Raw genomic sequence first — 16487 nt, forward strand, 5'->3', positions numbered from 1 at the left:
GCTGCATGGCAAGCGTCAGCCGCCGAGGTGCCGCCAGATCGCCTCGATCCCCGGATGACTCTGCCCAAGACGTCGGCAGAGCAGCACTTCCATATCCGTCGCCAGATCAGGCCCGCCGATTTCGGCCAGCCGGCCCTCGTCGATTGCATTCTTCGCACAGGAAAGAGGCAGCCAGGCGATACCCATGCCGGCAATCGCCATCCGCTTGATCCCCTCGGCGAGCGACGATTGGTAGACTGTCTGCAGGCGGATCGGGTGCTTCTGGCGGGCCTGGATCATCGAGATCAGGCGGCCGAGATAGCCGTCCTTCCACGAATAGGCGAGGAAGGGCATCGGCTCGGTATTCTCGGGGTCTATCCGGTAGATGGGCGTGCCATCTGGGTGGCAGCCGGAGACGGGAACAAGCCGGTCATGGCCCACCACGAGCGTGCGATGCGGCCCGCCGCGGGCGGCCTGAGGGCCGCTGGGGCAGTTCCAGACGAGGGCGAAATCGCAGGTGCCGATCGAGAGCGCCTCGATACAGTCGCGGTGGTCGCCGCCCATCATATGCGACTGCACGATTCCGAACTCACGGCTGAGCTCGCTCAGCCATTCGGGGAAGAAGAACATCTCGATCGTGTGGGGTGCCGCGAAATTAATCACCACATTCGTCGGTGTGGCGTTCTGCTGGCACTCCACGCGGATGCGATAGATCTCGTTCACCAGCTCCTGACAGCGCGACGTAAAGGCAATCCCCGTGGGCGTCAGCTGCACGGGAGAGGTGCGCCTGTCGACCAGTTCGGCGCCCAACCACGCCTCTAAAGCCTTGATTCTTCGGCTGAAGGCCGGCTGCGAGATGTTGCGCGAGGCGGCCGCAGCCGAAAAGTGCCGCGTGGCGACGAGTTCTGCGAAATCTTCCAGCCAGACCAGCTCCACCACGCGCCTCCATGCGTTTTTTGCATGATGGATCGCTAGCAGGCATTGGACAGCCCGTCCATCGCCTTCCTAGGCTTGAAGGTGGTTGGGCGGTGTCCTGCTCGCCGCCTCACAGTTTCACAGGGGAAACCTCAATGAAGATATTGCGTCCGATTCCACTCGCCGTGGCGGCGGCGATCGCCGGCGGTGCCGCCCAGGCCCAGGTGACCAATCCCGACACGCTCGTCTTTCTCTGGACCGATGACGTTCAATCCTTCGACCCGGCCTATATCGGCAACACCCCGTCGAGCTACGGCCCCTACAACATCTACAGCCGCCTGATCGATTATGACGGCGACCAGATTTCCGAATTCGTGCCCGCCCTCTCCTCCGAGGTGCCCAGCCTCGAGAACGGCCTGATCGTCGAGGAAGAGGATGGCGGTGTTTCCTATTCCTTCCCCATCAAGGCCGATGCCTTCGCCCACAAGGTGGGCATCATGGGCGATGACGGCACGGTCACCTGGGAATATTACGACGACCTCACCGACGAAGAGCGCGCCAATATCGAGCCCGGCTATGGCGTGATCACCGCCGAAGACGTGAAATACTCGCTCATGCGCGCCATGCTTATGGACGAAAGCTGGATGGCCAAGGCCATCACCGAGATGATGACCTCGGGCGCCTATACCGACGTCGCCGCCATCGCCAACGATCTCGCCGGCGCCGAAGTGCCCGAGCTCGACGAGGCGCAGCTGCAGCAGGTGTATGACGAGCTCGACCGGCTGATTAGCGTCGATGGCGACACGGTCACCATCCATCTCGACGAGAGCTTCCCCGCCACGCTCGGCATCATGGCGCTGCCCTTCGGCACCTCGATCATCGACAAGGAGTGGACGGTCGACATGGGCGGCTGGGACGGCGGCTCGACGAGCTGGGCCGATTACTACCGCCCCGAAGCTTCCGAAACCCCGCTCTTCGCCGACGAGAACGGCACCGGCCCCTTCATGCTGGAAGAATGGGACCGCTCCGAGCGCCGCATAGTGATGAAGCGCTTCGAGAATTACATGCACGGGCCGGCACCCTTGGAGCGCGTGGTCATGCGCACCGTGCCGGAATGGACGACGCAGCGCCTGCAGCTTCTCTCGGGCGATGCCGATGTCGTCTCCGCCCCCGTCGAATTCCTCGACGAGCTGTCGCAGACCGAGGGCGTGAAGGTCGTTGACGGCCTGCAGCGCGTCTTCGGCCGTGCCCTGTTCTTCGCCTGGCCGCTGCAAGACGTCGACAACCCGGCCATCGGCTCGGGCCAGCTCGACGGCGAAGGCATCCCGCCCGACTTCTTCGGCGATATCGATGTGCGCAAGGGCTTCAACTACGCGCAGAACTACGACCTGCTGCTGGAGCAGGTGAACCTCGGCAAGACGGTTCAGTCGCACGGGCCGACGGTGCGCGGCATCATGGGCTACCGCGAGGATTCGCCGGTCTACACCTACGACCCGGCGCTGGCGGAAGAGCACTTCCGCGCCGCCTTCGATGGCCAACTGTGGGAGAACGGCTTCAAGCTGACCGCCTACATGCAGGAGGGCAACACGCTCGCCAACGCCGCGCTCTCGGTGCTTCAGCAGAACCTGGCGCGCATCAATCCCAAGTTCCGGCTTGAGCTGCAGGCGCTGCCTGCCGCTTCGATCATGGACAAGGTCTTTGCCGACGAGCCCACCTCGCCGCTGACCTACATGGGCTGGGGCCCCGACTATTCCGACCCGGGCGGCCCGCTTGGCGCGGCCAGCTATTACCTGGCGGAATCTGGCCTTGTCGCCGGCTTCTCGGGCACCGGCTATCAGGAGCTGATGCACGAGCACTTCCAGCCGCTGCTGGATGAAGCCTGGGGCCTTGTCGACCCGGCTGAACGTGAGCCGATCTACGCCGAACTGCAGGAAATGAGCTACGAATACGCCACCAGCCAGTTCCTGTGGGAGGATTACACCTACATCGTCACCCGCGACTGGGTGGATGGGTATGTGAACAACATGATCCTCTACGGCGCCTGGAACTTCTACACGATCACCAAGGGCGAATAAGGCTCCGGCGCATGGCGGCGGTCTTGCCGGCCGCCATGCGCCCCAAACAGGCAAACCCTCATGCTCACCTACATTCTGCGCCGGCTGCTTTTGCTGCCCGTCGTGCTCTTCACGCTCAGCCTGATGATCTTCTCGCTGCAGATGCTGCTGACGCCCACACAGCGCCTCGCGGCCTATGTCTCCGGCCCCGAAGCCATCAAGGGCGGGCAAGAGCAGATCGCCGATCTGATCGAGAAATACGGCCTAGATGACCCCTTCTTCATTCAATACGGTCGCTGGATCGGCGGGGTGCTGCAGGGCAATCTCGGCTGGTCAGAGACGGCGCGCCAGCCCGTCGCCACGGCGCTGATCTCACTCTTTCCCGCCACGCTGGAACTCGTGCTGCTGGCCTTCACGCTGAGCTTTCTGCTCGCGGTGGCGCTGGGCACACGGGCGGGCGTGAGCCTGAACAAGCTGCCGGACCATGTGATCCGCGTGATCACCATCCTCGGCTGGTCCTTTCCCACCTATGTCTTCGGCCTAGTGCTGCTGCTGATCTTCTACGGCGCGCTGGGCTGGTTCCCCCCCGGGCGACTCAGCCAATGGGCGCTGACCGAGATCAGCACGACAGATTTCGTGCGCTACACCGGGCTCAACACGATCGACGCGCTGCTGAACGGCAACCTCACGATCTTCTGGGATGCGCTGCGCCACCTGATCGCGCCGGTGCTCACGCTCACCTTCGTCTCCATCGCCTCGATGACGCGCGTCATGCGTACCTCGATGCTGGAGACCTTGCGCCAGGATTATGTGCGCACCGCCCGCGCCAAGGGCCTGCCGCGCCATATCGTCGAGCGCAAACACGCCCGCCGCAACGCGCTGCTGCCCGTGGTGACAATGGCGGGGATGGAACTGGCGGCCATGATGGGCGGCGTCGTCATCACCGAGACGATCTTCGATTATCACGGCCTCGGCCAGTTCGCCGCCAGCGCCGCCGCGGCGCTCGACTTTCCCGCCGTGCTCGGCTTCGGCCTCTATTTCGCGGTCGTGCTGGTGCTGATGAACCTCATCGTCGACCTGATCTACCCGGTGCTCGACCCGCGCGTGAGGCTGCAATGAAGATCCTGCGTTATCTCTTCCTCAACCCGCTCTCGGCCTTCGGTTTGCTTCTGTTGCTGTTCTTCGTGGTCGTGGCCATCCTCGCGCCCTATCTCGCGGTGCCGGAATCCTACCAGATCAGCCCCTACGACACGCCGCGCGCCGGCTTCTGGGCCACCCCGCAGCCGATCTCTTCCGAGGCGTGGTTCGGCACCACCCAAGGCCAGTACGACATCTTCTACGCCGTGGTCTGGGGCACCCGCACCGCCTTCAAGATCGGGCTTGGCGTCGTCTCCATCTCCGTCGTCGTTGGCGTCACCATAGGGGCCATCGCCGCCTATTACGGCGGGCTGGTCGACGAGGTGCTGATGCGCATCGCCGATGTCTTCATGGCCATTCCCTTCCTCATCGCGGCGATGGTGCTGACAACGCTGCTCGGCAAGGGCATCGGGCAGATGATCATCGCGCTCACCGTCTTCGGATGGATGGGATACGCGCGGGTCGTGCGATCAGAGATCCTGCTGATCAAGCAGATGGATTACGTGAACGCCGCGCGAAGCTACGGCGCCGGCGACCTGCGCCTGATGCTGCTGCACATCCTGCCCAACGCGCTCTTCCCCGTGCTGGTGCTCGCCACCATGGCCACCGGCTCGATGGTGCTGGCGGCCTCGGCCCTCAGCTTCCTAGGGGTGGGGACAGAGGCGGGCTATGCCGACTGGGGCCAGTTCATCGCCTATTCGCGCAACTGGATCGTCGGCCAGGCCGGCAACCCCTTCCAATACTGGTACACGCTCTTCTTCCCGGGCGCGGCCATCTTCCTCTTCGTTCTGGCGTGGAATCTCGTGGGCGACGCCCTGCGCGACATCCTCGACCCGCATCACATCACCTGAAGGAACATCATCGTGTCGTCACTTTCTGCGGCCGCCGAGGCGGCTATCGACGCCCTTGTCCGCCACGAGGTCGAAGACAAGACCCTTCCCTCCCTCTCCTGGGCGCTCAGCGGGCCCGAGGGGTTGCTTGGGCAGGGGCATGTCGTGAACTCCGGCGAAGCCGCAAAGCTCGACGAGCATTCGCTCTTCCGCATCGGATCCGTCACCAAGACCTTCACCGCCGTGGCCGTGATGCAGCAGGTCGAGAAGGGGGTGATCGACCTCGATGCGCCTGTCTCGACATACCTGCCGGGTTTCGCGCCGCGTAACCCTTGGGCCGACAATCCGCAGGGGCCGTTCGGCACCGACGTGACCATGCGCAAGCTGATGAGCCACACCGCCGGCATCACCCGCGAGCCGAAGTCGGGGCATTACCTCGATGACAAGCGACCACCGCTCGCCCAGACGGTGGCGGAGCTGGCCGAGACCGAGCTGAAGGTCGACCCCTCCATCGGCGAGATGCAATATTCCAACGCCGGCATCGCCGTCGTTGGCGCGGTGCTGGAGGCGGTGACGGGCACCGATTACTCGTCCTACGTCACCGAGAATATCTTCCGCCCCCTCGGCATGAGCGAGAGCCATTCCGGCATCGCCCCCGGCGTGCGCGACGTGCTGGCCCCCGCCAAGATGTGGACGATCGACGGCGATGAACCGGCGCCCGTCTTCGACCTCGGCGGCTCGCCCGCCGGCAACATCTTTTCCTCCACCGTCGACATGGCGCGCTACACGACCATGCTCCTGCGCGGCGGTTTCACGCCGGAGGGCGAGACGATCATCACCCCCGCCTCGCTGCGCCAGATGTGGCAGATCGTGGGCCGTCGGCCAGAGGGCTATGCTGGCGGCCAGAAGGGCTACGGGCTCGGCTTCGGCGTGGGCACGATGGACGGCTGGTCCTCCGTCGGGCATGGCGGCGCCGTCTATGGCTATGCCACGCAGATGACGCTGCTGCCGGAGGCGGGGCTTTCGGTGCTCGTGTTCAACACGCTCGACTTCGCCAACCAGATCTCCACCCGCATCGCCAACGACCTGCTGCGCGTCGTGCTGGCCGAGCGCAAGCAGGGCAAGGCGCCGCCGGCCCCCGCCAAGCCGCCGGCCATCGCGCCGGCCGACCTTGAGGCGCTGCCGGGCCTCTACAGCTCCCCCTCCGGCGAGATGACGGAGGTGGTGCGCCGCGAAGACCGGCTCTACCTGATGGGCGAGGGCGTGCCGCTGCAGATCCGCCCCGTCTCTGGCGCGGGTTGGGTGATGGACGGGCGCATCTATGGCGCCCAGGCCGACTACGCCCATCTCGATCTCTCCTTCCCCGCCGCCGGCACGCTTCGCTGGAAGGGCGAGGATTGGGCGAAGGTCGATGCGCCCAAGACCGAGGAGGTGCCCGAAACCGTCGCGCCACATCTCGGCACCTACGGGCCGGATTTCAACCTCACCTATCTCACCTGGGCCAATGGCGGCCTGAAGTGCCTGATTGAGTATTTCTGCACCCATGATTGCGAGCCGGCGGGGCAGGGGCTCTTCCGTATGCACGGCCTGCTCTACGAGGCCGAAGTGCTGGAGCTGGGCGCGACCGACGAGCAGGGCCGCAAGGGCATCCGCGTCGGACCGATGTTCCTGGAGCGGCGGGAGGATCTTTCGTGAAGATCACCCGCATCGAGCTGTTCCGCGCCGCTCTGCCGCTCAAACGCCCCTTCCGCATCGCGCTGGGCACCATAACCACGGCGGATACCGTGTTCATCCGCCTGCATGGTGAGGATGGGCTATACGGCATGGGCGAGGCCAACCCCTCGCTGCCCATCTGCGGCGAGACGGTGGGCACCGTTGCCGCCGCCGCCGCGGTCTATGCCAAGCTGCTGATCGGGCAGGAGGCGGAGAATATCGACGCTCTCACCGCCGCGATGCGCGCAGCCCTGCCGAACAACGCCACCGCTCGGTCGGGCTTCGACATGGCGCTCTACGACCTGCTCGGCAAGCGGGCTGGCCTGCCGCTTTACGCCCTGCTCGGCGGGCCGAAGCGCGGCCTCGTCACCGACAACACCATCGGCATCGACAGCCCGCAGGTCATGGCCCAGCTCGCTGCCGAGATGCGCGATGCCGGCTTCGACGCCATCAAGGTCAAGCTCGGCACGAATTTTGAGGAGGACGTCGCCCGCATCCGCGCCATCCGCCAGGCGGTGGGGCCGCAGATCAACCTGCGCATCGACGCCAACCAGGGGTGGGACCGCGTCACCGCCCTGCGCGTGCTCGCCGAGCTGGCGGAGGATCGCATCCAGTATTGCGAACAGCCGGTGAAGGCGTGGGACATCGACGCTCTGGCAGAGGTGAGCCAGTCCTCCGCCATCCCTGTGATGGCCGACGAGAGTCTTTTTGATGACCACGACGCCGCGCGCCTGCTGCGCGCCGGCGCGTGCCGTTACTTCAACATCAAGCTCTCCAAATCCGCCGGCATCCACACCGCCATCAGGATCAATGCCATCGCCGAGAGCGCCGGCATCCCCTGCATGGTCGGCTGCATGACGGAGACGCGCCTTGGCCTCACCGCCGCCGCGCATCTCGTCTCCGCCCGGCCCAATATCTGCTTCGCCGATCTCGACGGCGCCACCATGCTGCGTGACGACCCTGTCACCGGCGGCATGACCTATGGCGATGGCGGCGCCATCACGCTGCCGGAGGGCCCCGGCATCGGTGCCGATCTGGGCGAGGACTACCTCGCCAGCCTCGACTACACCGAGTACGCCTGATGGCCGCCGCGCCCTTTCAGATGCAATCGCCCCTCGGCGCCCGGATGAAGATTGACGGGCGCGAGGTGGATTACTTTTGCGGCACCTCCTACCACGCCCTCCACGGCCACCCCGATGTGATCGAGGCGGCCACCAGCGCCACACGGGCCTACGGCATGGGGCCGGGCACCCGCGCCGACTTCCCGCCCTATCTCGACCTCGCTCAGGAGCTGGCCGAGTACTTTGGCGTCGAGGCGGTCACCTACGCCGCCTCTGGCTATGTCTCGCCGCTCATCGCGCTTCAGGGCCTGCGCGACCAGTTCGACCGCATCTTCGTGGATGCCAAGTCGCACTACGGCATCGGCGATGCGCTCTCGACGCTGCCGCATCCGGCGCACCGCTTCGCGCACCGCTCGCCCGAAAGCCTGGCCACCGAGCTTGCCATCAACCTGCGGCCCGGCGAGGTGGCGATTGTCGTGACCGACGGCGTGTTTCCCTCCACGGGCGCCATCGCGCCCCTGGCCGCCTATGGCGAGGTCATGGCGGATTACGACGGCGCGCTGCTGTGCGTGGATGACGCGCATGGCGTCGGCGCCATCGGGGCCGGGGGCCGCGGCGCGCTGGAGCATGAGGGGATGGAGGGCCCGGGCCGCTATCTCGCCGGTACCACCAGCAAGGCGATGGGCGGGGCAGGCGGCTTCGTGCCCGGCAGCCGTGAGCTGCAGCACCTGCTGGGCGAGAAGGTGCGCTTTCTCGCCGGCGCTTCTCCGCCGCCGCCTGGCTCCGCCGCTGCCGGCCTCGCGGGCCTGCGGCTGCTGCGGAATGACCCTGCCTTCATGACGCGCCTGCGCGCCAATGTGCAGCAGCTGCGCAGCGGCCTGCGGGGCCTCGGGCTCGACATCGCCGACAGCCCCGTGCCCATCGTCAATGTCGCGGCGCCTCGCGACCTCACCGAGCTTTCTGCGGCGCTCGCCGAGCAGGACATCCTCGTCAAGCGCGTCGCGCCCTCCGGCTATTCAGACGCGCCCGATCACGAGACGCTTCGCCTTGCCGTTTTCTCCTCACACAGCCCCGACCAGATCGACCGGCTCGTCGCCGCGATCGGGGCCAACCTTTAGGACGTCACCATGAAGGTCTTCATCAGCGCCGATATCGAGGGCACCGCCGGCATTACCGACTGGGCGGAGGCCATGAAGGACGACAAGGGCTATGCCGAGTTCCGCCAGTACATGACCAACGAGGTCGTCGCCGCCTGCGAGGGCGCCCGCGCCGCCGGGGCGACGGAGGTTGTCATCAAGGATGCGCATCAGACGGCGCGCAACGTGATCATCGGCGATCTGCCCGATTACGTGCGCATCGCGCGCGGCTGGTCGGGACACCCGCACAAGATGATGTGGGGTATCGATGAGAGCTTCGATGCCGCCATCTACACAGGCTACCACAACAAGAACGGCAGCCAGACCAACCCTTTGGCGCATACGTTCACCGGCTCGCTGCGCCTTTCGATCAACGGCGAGCTGGCCTCGGAATTCACCGTGAACAGCCTGACGGCGGCCTCGCTGGGCGTGCCCTCGGCCTTTCTCTCCGGCGATGCGGGCATCTGCGACGAGGCAGCGGCTTTCGTGCCCGGCATCACCACGCTGGCCGTGAGCGAAGGCTTCGGGCCGGCCAATATCTCGATGCCGCCGCGCCTGGCTGTGCAGGAGATCCGCGCGGGGGTCGAGGCGGCGCTGGCCGGTGATCTGGCCGCGCGGCTGCCCGCCATGCCGGAGCATTTCACGCTCGATTTCGCCTATCCCAACCCGGTCAGCGCCTATCGCGCCGCGTGGTACCCCGGCGCCGTGCAGACGGGGCCCTGCGTGACGCGCTTCGAGACCGATGACTGGTTCGAGGCGCTGCGCGCTCTCAATTTCATCTCGTACTGAAGGCCCCGCCATGAATGCTCCCGAGCCGCCCGGCGCGATCCGCAAGCCCTACCTGCTGCTGGTTGGCGACCAGAGAGACCCGGTCTTCGCCAAGACAGCCTTCGGCCTGCGCGATTGGTGCGGAAGCGATTGCGTGGGGCAGATGCGCTTCTCCGACGCTGCGGTCGATCTGGGCCTGCAGGATGTGACTGTGGCGGATGCAGCGGCGAGCGGTGCCAAGACGGTGGTGATCGGCGTGGCCGTGCCTGGCGGGGCGCTGCCCCCGGCCTGGGTGGAGACGCTGCTGGGCCTGCTGGAGGCCGGGCTCGACATCGCCTCGGGCCTGCACGAGGCGCTGGAGGATCACCCGGCCATCGCCGAGCGCGCCCGGGCGCTGGGCCGGCGGCTGCACAATGTGCGGCATTCCCGCGGGCCTCTCAGCGTTGGAACAGGCCGCAAGCGCAGCGGGCGGCGGCTGCTGACGGTGGGCACCGATTGCGCCGTGGGCAAGAAGTACACCGCCCTGGCCGTCGCGCGCACCCTGCAGGAGGCGGGCCTGCCCGCCACCTTCCGCGCCACGGGGCAGACGGGCATCCTCATTGCCGGCGGCGGCATCGCGGTGGATGCGGTGAAGGCCGATTTCGTCTCCGGCGCGGCAGAGGCATTGTCACCCGACGCGCCCGAGGATCATTGGGACGTGATCGAGGGGCAGGGCTCGCTCTTCCACCCCTCCTTCGCTGCGGTCACGCTGGGGCTGGTGCATGGCTCGCAGCCCGATCTGATGGTGCTCTGCCATCAGGCCGGGCGGACAGAAGTGGCCGGCCTCACCGATTACCCGCTGCCGGATTGGGAGCAGGCTCTGCGCAGCTATACCGAGGCGGCGCGGCTGACCAACCACAAGGCGCGGGTCGCCGCGATCTCGCTCAACTGCAGCCGCCTGCCGGCTGGCGCGCGGGCGAGTGCTCTCGCGGCGGCCAGCGCAGCGACCGGCTTGCCGGCCTTCGACCCGATGGCCGGGTCGATCGCCGAGGAGCTGCTGCCCCAGATCGAGCGGGCCTGAGGCGAGAGGCGCCAGGGCGGCGTCAGGCCACCTGGCGCCAGCCGGCGGAGGCCTCGCGCCCGGCTGCGGCGAAGAGCCTGTCGTGCACATCGCGCTCGGCCCGCGTGTCATAGCCCGCGCGGATCTGCTGGAGCTGGGCGCTCAGGGCGGCATCCGGCGGGGTTATGGCGGGAAGACCATCGAGCTGGGGCAAATCGGCCTGCGCCTCGCTCTTGAGGCCGCCGAGCAGGTCGCTCAGCTCCGCCAGCGGGTCGTCGCCACTTGCCCCGGCCGTCGCCGCCAGCGCCTCCATCGACGCTAGCAGGGCGGCGATGTCGGCCTGCATGGCGCCGATGCTGACTTCATCCTCGGCCCCTTCGCCCTCTGCCGCGCCGAAGCCCTGCGCTTCGCTCTGCTGGCGCAGGGCGAGCTGCACGATGGCTTGGGTGGCCCGGCCGATCTCTGCCGTGCTCTCGCGCAGCTGACGAGAGACCTCTGTCATCGCCTGCCCGTGCTGACCGGCGCGGCCCGATACGAGGATGGCATTGATGCTGAGCAGGTTCATCTGCTCCTCTAGCGCGCTGATCTTGCGTGCGGAGTCCGCCCCGCGCTCGTAAGCGGCAGCGAGCTCGCCCATTCTCGGGGCAATCTCCTTGTGCCTGGCGTCCAGCGCCGCGAGCCCGGCGGACATGGCGGCGCAAAGCGCTGGCAGCTGCCCCAGCGGCCCGCCACTGTCCGGCATCGAGATATCGCGCATCGCCTCCTGCGCGCTGCGCCACGGGCCGGCGGCACGCGACAGGGCGGGCAGGGCGCTGGCGAGGCTTTCGTCCAGCGCCTTAACGGCTGCATGGATCTGGGCGGCGGCCAGATGCTCCAGCACTGGGCCGGAAGATCCGCCGGCCGAGCCGCTACGGGCCGCGATCTGCCGGGCGCGGGATAGCCGCGCCTGCACCATGGCGGCCGCCTTCAGCGGTGCCGACAGTTCGCCCAGCGCCTGGCTCACCTGCAGCAGCCCTGTGCGGGCGGTGCTGCCGGATTGCTGCAGCGGGGTTGTGTTGGCGAGGCCCGCCACCACGCCGGGCAGCCGGCTGCGGGTTTGCTGCAGATCGGCTGCCGTCTCGCTCATGTCTCGCAGGCCGGTGACCAGCTGGCCGAGCTGCCGGTTGGCGTGGGTCAGCTGCTCCTGAATGCCCTTCACGCTGCTGTCGGCGCCGGTGAGGCAGGCGCGCACATCCTCGGCGAACTGGCCGAGGGTATCGTCGGCGCCGGGCACCGTGTGGCTGACGACCTTGGCGTTGGTCGCAATGAAGGCCGTAAGCTTCATGTCGCGCAGCAGATCTTCCAGCAGGCGGCCGAGCTTCTCCGCCGGGCCGTGAAGGGCCGAGGCTGTCTGTGAATGCTGGCGAAACTGCGCCTGCACCCGGTCGACATGGGCGCCCGCCCCGGCGGCAGAGCGGGCGAGCCGCTCGCGCCCGGTCGGGGCGGCAAATTCCGACGCGCGGGTCAGGGCCTCGCTCGCCGCGGCGATCTCATCCTGCAGGGCGCCGATACGCGCCGAGGCTGTCTCCAGCACCGTCTCGATCCGCCGGCTCAGGGCAGCTGCGCGGCTGTCGAGCCCGCGGAAGACTTGGGTGTCGCTCACGAATGTCTCCCGATGGCTCCCATCCCCCGTGGTAGCCCCGGCAGTCTTAAGGCCCGGTTACCCGGCTCAGCTTGCCTTTGCCATGCGGTGACGTCCGATAGGCAGCATCAGCGGCGTGCCCGAGACCGGGTCGCGGATGATCTGGCTGTCGAGGCCGAAGACGGAGCGCACCATCGTCTCGGTCAGCACATGCTCGGGCGCGCCGGTGGCGTAGACCCGGCCCTGCGCCAGGGCGATCAGATAGTCGGCATAGCGGGCGGCGAGGTTGAGATCGTGCAGCACCATAACGATCGTCGTGCCGCGCGCCCGGTTGAGATCGACCAGCAGGTCGAGCACCTCGATCTGGTGGCTGACATCGAGAAAGGTCGTCGGCTCGTCGAGCAGCAGCACGCCGGTTTCCTGCGCCAGAGCCATCGCCACCCACACACGCTGACGCTGGCCGCCGGAGAGCTCGTCGACGGCGCGGTCGGCCAGATCGAGCGTCTTGGTCGCCTCCATCGCCGCTGCCACCGCCTCGTCATCGGCGCGGCTCCAGCGGGTGAAGACGCCGTGATGCGGATGGCGGCCCCGGCCAATCAGATCGGCGACGGTGATGCCTTCCGGCGCGATGGGCGATTGTGGCAGCAGGCCGAGCTGGCGGGCCAGCTCCTTCGCTGGCAGCTTGTGTACCGATTGCCCGTCGAGCAACACCTGCCCCGCGCGCGGGCTCAGAAGGCGCGACATGGCGCGCAGCAGGGTGGACTTGCCGCAGGCATTGGCGCCGACGATGGCGGTGACGCGCCCGGGCGGCAGCGACAGGTCGATGCCATCGAGAATGGCACGCTCGGCATAGCCGGCGGAGAGGTCATGCGTGCTGAGATGCTGGCCCGTATTCATGAGGTGCCTCCGGCCCGGTTCGAGCGGGCGATGAGATAGATGAGATAGGGCGCCCCGAGCGCGCCGGTCACCACGCCCACGGGGTAGCGGCTTTGCAGCGCGAACTGGCCGGCGTAATCGGCCAGCAGCACCAGCACGGCGCCGGTCAGCGCGGCAGGCAGCAGCATCGAGCGGCCGGGGCCGGTGAGGCGCGCGGCGATGGGGCCCGAAAGGAAGGCAACGAAGGCGATAGGCCCCGAGGCGGCGGTGGCGAAGGCGACCAGGCCAACGGCGGCGACAAGCACGGTGATCCGCGCCGCCCCTACGCGCACGCCGAGCGCGGCGGCGGCATCGTCGCCAAGGCGCATCGCCTCTAGGTCGCGGGCGCGGGTGAGGAGGATACCACCGAACACCGCCAGCGCGGCGGCGGCGGGCAGGATCTCGCCCCGGGTGGCGCCGTTGACCGATCCGGCGAGCCAGCGCATCGCCTCGGCCTGGTTCCAGGCGGTAGCCTTGAGCAGAGCGTAGGAGATGACGCTCTCCAGCATCGCGGCCATGCCGATGCCGATGAGGATCAGCCGGGCGCCCGAGACGCCGCCCTTGAACGACAGCCCGTAGATCAGCAGCGCCACGCCGAGCCCCGCGATGATGGCGAGCAGCGAGACGGCGCCGCCGGTGAGGCCAAAGAAGACGATGCCCACAACAGCGGCGGCGCTGGCGCCGAAGGAAATGCCGATGATGTCGGGGCTGGCCAGCGGGTTGCGCAGCATCGTCTGGAAGGCGGCCCCGCCTATGCCGAAGCTCAGGCCCGCGATGACGGAGAGCGTCGCGCGAGGCAGGCGGAGGGTGCCGACGGTGAACGAGGCGACGGGCACGTCCTGGCCGAGCAGCACCCGCAGCACGTCGCCCGGCGGCGTGAAGCTTTGCCCCAGCATCAGCGTCAGCGCGAAGAGGATGACGAGCAGCGCGAGAAGCGTGCCGATGGCGATGCGGCGCCGGGCGTTGCGGCGGCGGCGGCCGAGCGCCAGCGTATCGGCGGCGCTGCCGGTGAGGGGGGCGGGGCCGGTCCTGAGGGTCGCGAGGCTCATAGCTCGCGCACCTTCTGGCGGCGGACGATCCAGATGAAGATGGGCGCGCCGATGAAGGCGGTGATGATGCTCACGTCGAGCTCGCTCGGCCGGGCGACGATGCGGCCGAGCACATCGGCGGCGATCAGCAGCCCGGCGCCGGTGAGGGCGGAGAACGGCAGCAGCCAGCGGTGATCAACGCCGACGAGCAGGCGGCAAAGATGCGGCACGGCGAGACCGACGAAGCCGATGGGGCCGCAGATCGCCGTCGTGGCCCCGCAAAGCAGCACCGCGCCAATGGCGGCGCTGGCGCGGGCGAGGGCGACGCGCTCGCCAAGGCCGGCGGCCAGCTCGTCGCCCAGCGCCAGCGAGTTCAGCCGGCGGGCAGAGAGCAGGCAGATGACCAGGCCGACGGCGAGGAAGGGCAGGGCCTGCCAGATCGCCTCATAGCTCGCGCCGCCGACGCCGCCGACCTGCCAGGCGCGCACGCCGCCGGAGATATCGTTGCGCGGCAGTACGATGCCGGTGATGAACGAGGAGAAGGCGACAGAGGTCGCGACGCCCGACAGCGCCAGCTTCAGCGGTGTCGCCCCGCCGGGGCCGACCGAGGCGATGGCATAGACGAAGGCCACCGTCACCGCTGCGCCGCCGATGGCCACCCAGATATAGGCGGTCAGGCTCGCCAGCCCGAACCAGGCCAGGCCCAGCACCACCGCCAGCGCCGCGCCCATGTTGACGCCCAGCAGCCCCGGGTCGGCCAGCGGGTTGCGCGTGATGCCCTGCATCACCGCGCCGGACAGCCCCAGCGCGCCGCCCGCCAGCGCCGCCAGAAGGGTGCGCGGGATCCGCTTTGCGACGGCGGCCTCGGCGATTGTGTCCGTCCGGCCCTGCAGCCCCGCCCAGATGTCGGCAAGGGCGACGTGGCGCGTGCCGATGGCCACCGAGAGGGCGCAAAGCGCAAGAAGGGCCATGACCACCACCAGCAGCCACAGCCCTCTTACGGCCGGGGGGCGCCGATAGGCCGGCGCCCCTATGGTCATCTCGGACAAGGCGGCCCTATTCGGCACCGTCCAGCGCCCCGGCGAGCAGGGCGACGTAATCGTCCAGCACCCAGGAGATCGCCAGCGGCGTCGGGTTGGCGGCGGTGCCGAGCGGGTCATTGCCCAGCGTGACGATGGCGCCGTTGGCGACGGCGGGCATCTTAGAGGTCAGCGGGTCGGCGTTCAGCGCATCGATCAGCTCCTGCCCGCCATAGGTCACCACCAGATCGACATCGTCGAAGGCGTCGATCTGCTCGGCCGAGATTGAACCGGAATAGGAGCCGCCCTCGGAGGCGTCGATGACGCTCTGCGGCATGGCGAGGCCGAGATCCTCGAAGAACTTCACCCGCGTGTCGTTGTCGGAATAGAAGTTGATCACCGAGAGGTCGGTGGTGTCGAGATGGGTGATGAACATCACCTCCTTGCCGGCCAGCACCGGGTAGGCGGCGACGGCCTCGTCGATCTCGCCTTCGATCTCGGCGATCAGCTCCTGGCCTTCCTCGGCCATGCCCATGCCGGCGGCATTGATGCGGATCGTGTCGCGCCAGTCGGTCGCCCAGGGCGCCTCAGGGTAGGCGATTGTCGGAGCGATCTGGCTGAGCGTGTCGTAGTCTTCCTGGGAGAGGCCGGAATAGCCGGCGAGGATCACGTCGGGGTTCGTCGCGGCCACCGCCTCGAAGTCAATCCCGTCGCCCTCGTTGAACAGCACCGGCACCTCGGCGCCCAGCTCCTCCAGCGCTTCGGAAACCCAGGGCAGCAGGCCGTCGCCATCGTCATCGCCGAAGTTGGCGGCCGCGAAGCCCACGGGCACGACGCCGAGCGCCAGCGGCACCTCGTGGTTGGCCCATTGCACTGTCGCGATGCGCTCGGGCTTTTCGGTCAGCACGGTCGTGCCGAGGGCATGTTCGATGGTCACGGGATAGTCGGAGGCCGCCTGCGCCAGCGCCGAGCCGGCGGGCAGGGCGGCGACCAGCGCCGGGGCGGTGAGCCGCAGGAAGGTGAGCATCACATTCTCCTAGTGAAACAGTCGGGATGTTCTGACCAGTCCTCCGCGGCGTTGTCAACGCCCCCAAGGCTGCCTTTTCTGGGGCGTCCTGCGGTCAAATGTCCCGCCTTATAGGCAGCGCGCGAAGGGGAGGGGCTTATTTGGGCCCGGACGAGGGCAGGGTGGAACCACGCGCCATTCAGGCTAGTTTACCTTCCAAAGCGGCTTGGGTCTCTCAAGCCGCACAACAGGGACGGGACGGAGCG

The 16487-nt window shown here is 67.8% G+C and carries 14 protein-coding genes; 8 read left to right on the plus strand and 6 right to left on the minus strand.

The features are described from left to right. Window positions 1–15: 15 nt before the first annotated feature. Window positions 16–915: a LysR family transcriptional regulator gene (locus tag ACXN5S_RS08365; RefSeq protein WP_458604964.1), complete on the minus strand. Its 900-nt coding sequence runs from the start codon at window positions 913–915 to the stop codon at window positions 16–18. A gap of 134 nt (window positions 916–1049) precedes the next feature. Here ACXN5S_RS08365 and ACXN5S_RS08370 point away from each other — a divergent pair, with 134 nt between their 5' ends. The 8 genes from ACXN5S_RS08370 to ACXN5S_RS08405 are packed head-to-tail and all read left to right on the plus strand — an operon-like array spanning window position 1050 to window position 10653. Then, window positions 1050–2969 (plus strand): ABC transporter substrate-binding protein, encoded by a 1920-nt coding sequence (locus tag ACXN5S_RS08370; protein ID WP_458604965.1) that lies wholly within the window; start codon window positions 1050–1052, stop codon window positions 2967–2969. 60 nt (window positions 2970–3029) lie between these two features. Continuing rightward, window positions 3030–4067: an ABC transporter permease gene (locus ACXN5S_RS08375; protein ID WP_458604966.1), complete on the plus strand. Its 1038-nt coding sequence runs from the start codon at window positions 3030–3032 to the stop codon at window positions 4065–4067. Then, window positions 4064–4936, plus strand: coding sequence for an ABC transporter permease (locus ACXN5S_RS08380; RefSeq protein ID WP_458604967.1), 873 nt, complete (start codon window positions 4064–4066; stop codon window positions 4934–4936). Before ACXN5S_RS08375 ends, ACXN5S_RS08380 begins: the two co-directional genes overlap by 4 nt. Before the next feature lie 12 nt (window positions 4937–4948). Beyond that, the gene (locus ACXN5S_RS08385; RefSeq protein WP_458604968.1) at window positions 4949–6610 is read left to right on the plus strand and encodes a serine hydrolase domain-containing protein; all 1662 of its coding nucleotides are present in this window, start codon (window positions 4949–4951) and stop codon (window positions 6608–6610) included. Continuing rightward, on the plus strand, window positions 6607–7710 hold the full coding sequence (locus ACXN5S_RS08390) for a mandelate racemase/muconate lactonizing enzyme family protein (RefSeq protein WP_458604969.1): 1104 nt from the start codon (window positions 6607–6609) through the stop codon (window positions 7708–7710). The genes ACXN5S_RS08385 and ACXN5S_RS08390 overlap by 4 nt, the downstream gene beginning before the upstream one ends. Then, window positions 7710–8807, plus strand: a complete 1098-nt coding sequence (locus tag ACXN5S_RS08395) for an aminotransferase class I/II-fold pyridoxal phosphate-dependent enzyme (RefSeq protein ID WP_458604970.1) — start codon at window positions 7710–7712, stop codon at window positions 8805–8807. Before ACXN5S_RS08390 ends, ACXN5S_RS08395 begins: the two co-directional genes overlap by 1 nt. Before the next feature lie 9 nt (window positions 8808–8816). After that, window positions 8817–9614, plus strand: a complete 798-nt coding sequence (locus tag ACXN5S_RS08400; protein ID WP_458604971.1) for a M55 family metallopeptidase — start codon at window positions 8817–8819, stop codon at window positions 9612–9614. Window positions 9615–9624: 10 nt separating this feature from the next. Beyond that, window positions 9625–10653: a DUF1611 domain-containing protein gene (locus tag ACXN5S_RS08405; protein ID WP_458604972.1), complete on the plus strand. Its 1029-nt coding sequence runs from the start codon at window positions 9625–9627 to the stop codon at window positions 10651–10653. Window positions 10654–10675: 22 nt separating this feature from the next. Here ACXN5S_RS08405 and ACXN5S_RS08410 read toward each other — a convergent pair whose 3' ends face one another. The 5 genes from ACXN5S_RS08410 to ACXN5S_RS08430 form a co-directional block, all read right to left on the minus strand. Then, on the minus strand, window positions 10676–12274 hold the full coding sequence (locus ACXN5S_RS08410; RefSeq protein WP_458604973.1) for a hypothetical protein: 1599 nt from the start codon (window positions 12272–12274) through the stop codon (window positions 10676–10678). 66 nt (window positions 12275–12340) lie between these two features. After that, window positions 12341–13150: an ABC transporter ATP-binding protein gene (locus tag ACXN5S_RS08415; RefSeq protein ID WP_458604974.1), complete on the minus strand. Its 810-nt coding sequence runs from the start codon at window positions 13148–13150 to the stop codon at window positions 12341–12343. Then, on the minus strand, window positions 13147–14217 hold the full coding sequence (locus ACXN5S_RS08420; protein WP_458604975.1) for a FecCD family ABC transporter permease: 1071 nt from the start codon (window positions 14215–14217) through the stop codon (window positions 13147–13149). The genes ACXN5S_RS08415 and ACXN5S_RS08420 overlap by 4 nt, the downstream gene beginning before the upstream one ends. Next, window positions 14214–15167 (minus strand): FecCD family ABC transporter permease, encoded by a 954-nt coding sequence (locus ACXN5S_RS08425; RefSeq protein ID WP_458604976.1) that lies wholly within the window; start codon window positions 15165–15167, stop codon window positions 14214–14216. The genes ACXN5S_RS08420 and ACXN5S_RS08425 overlap by 4 nt, the downstream gene beginning before the upstream one ends. 85 nt (window positions 15168–15252) lie before the next feature. Then, complete coding sequence (locus tag ACXN5S_RS08430; RefSeq protein WP_458604977.1) at window positions 15253–16242, minus strand: iron-siderophore ABC transporter substrate-binding protein; 990 nt, start codon at window positions 16240–16242, stop codon at window positions 15253–15255. Between the last annotated feature and the right edge of the window lie 245 nt (window positions 16243–16487).

It is taken from the genome of Pseudoroseicyclus sp. H15 (assembly GCF_054353345.1).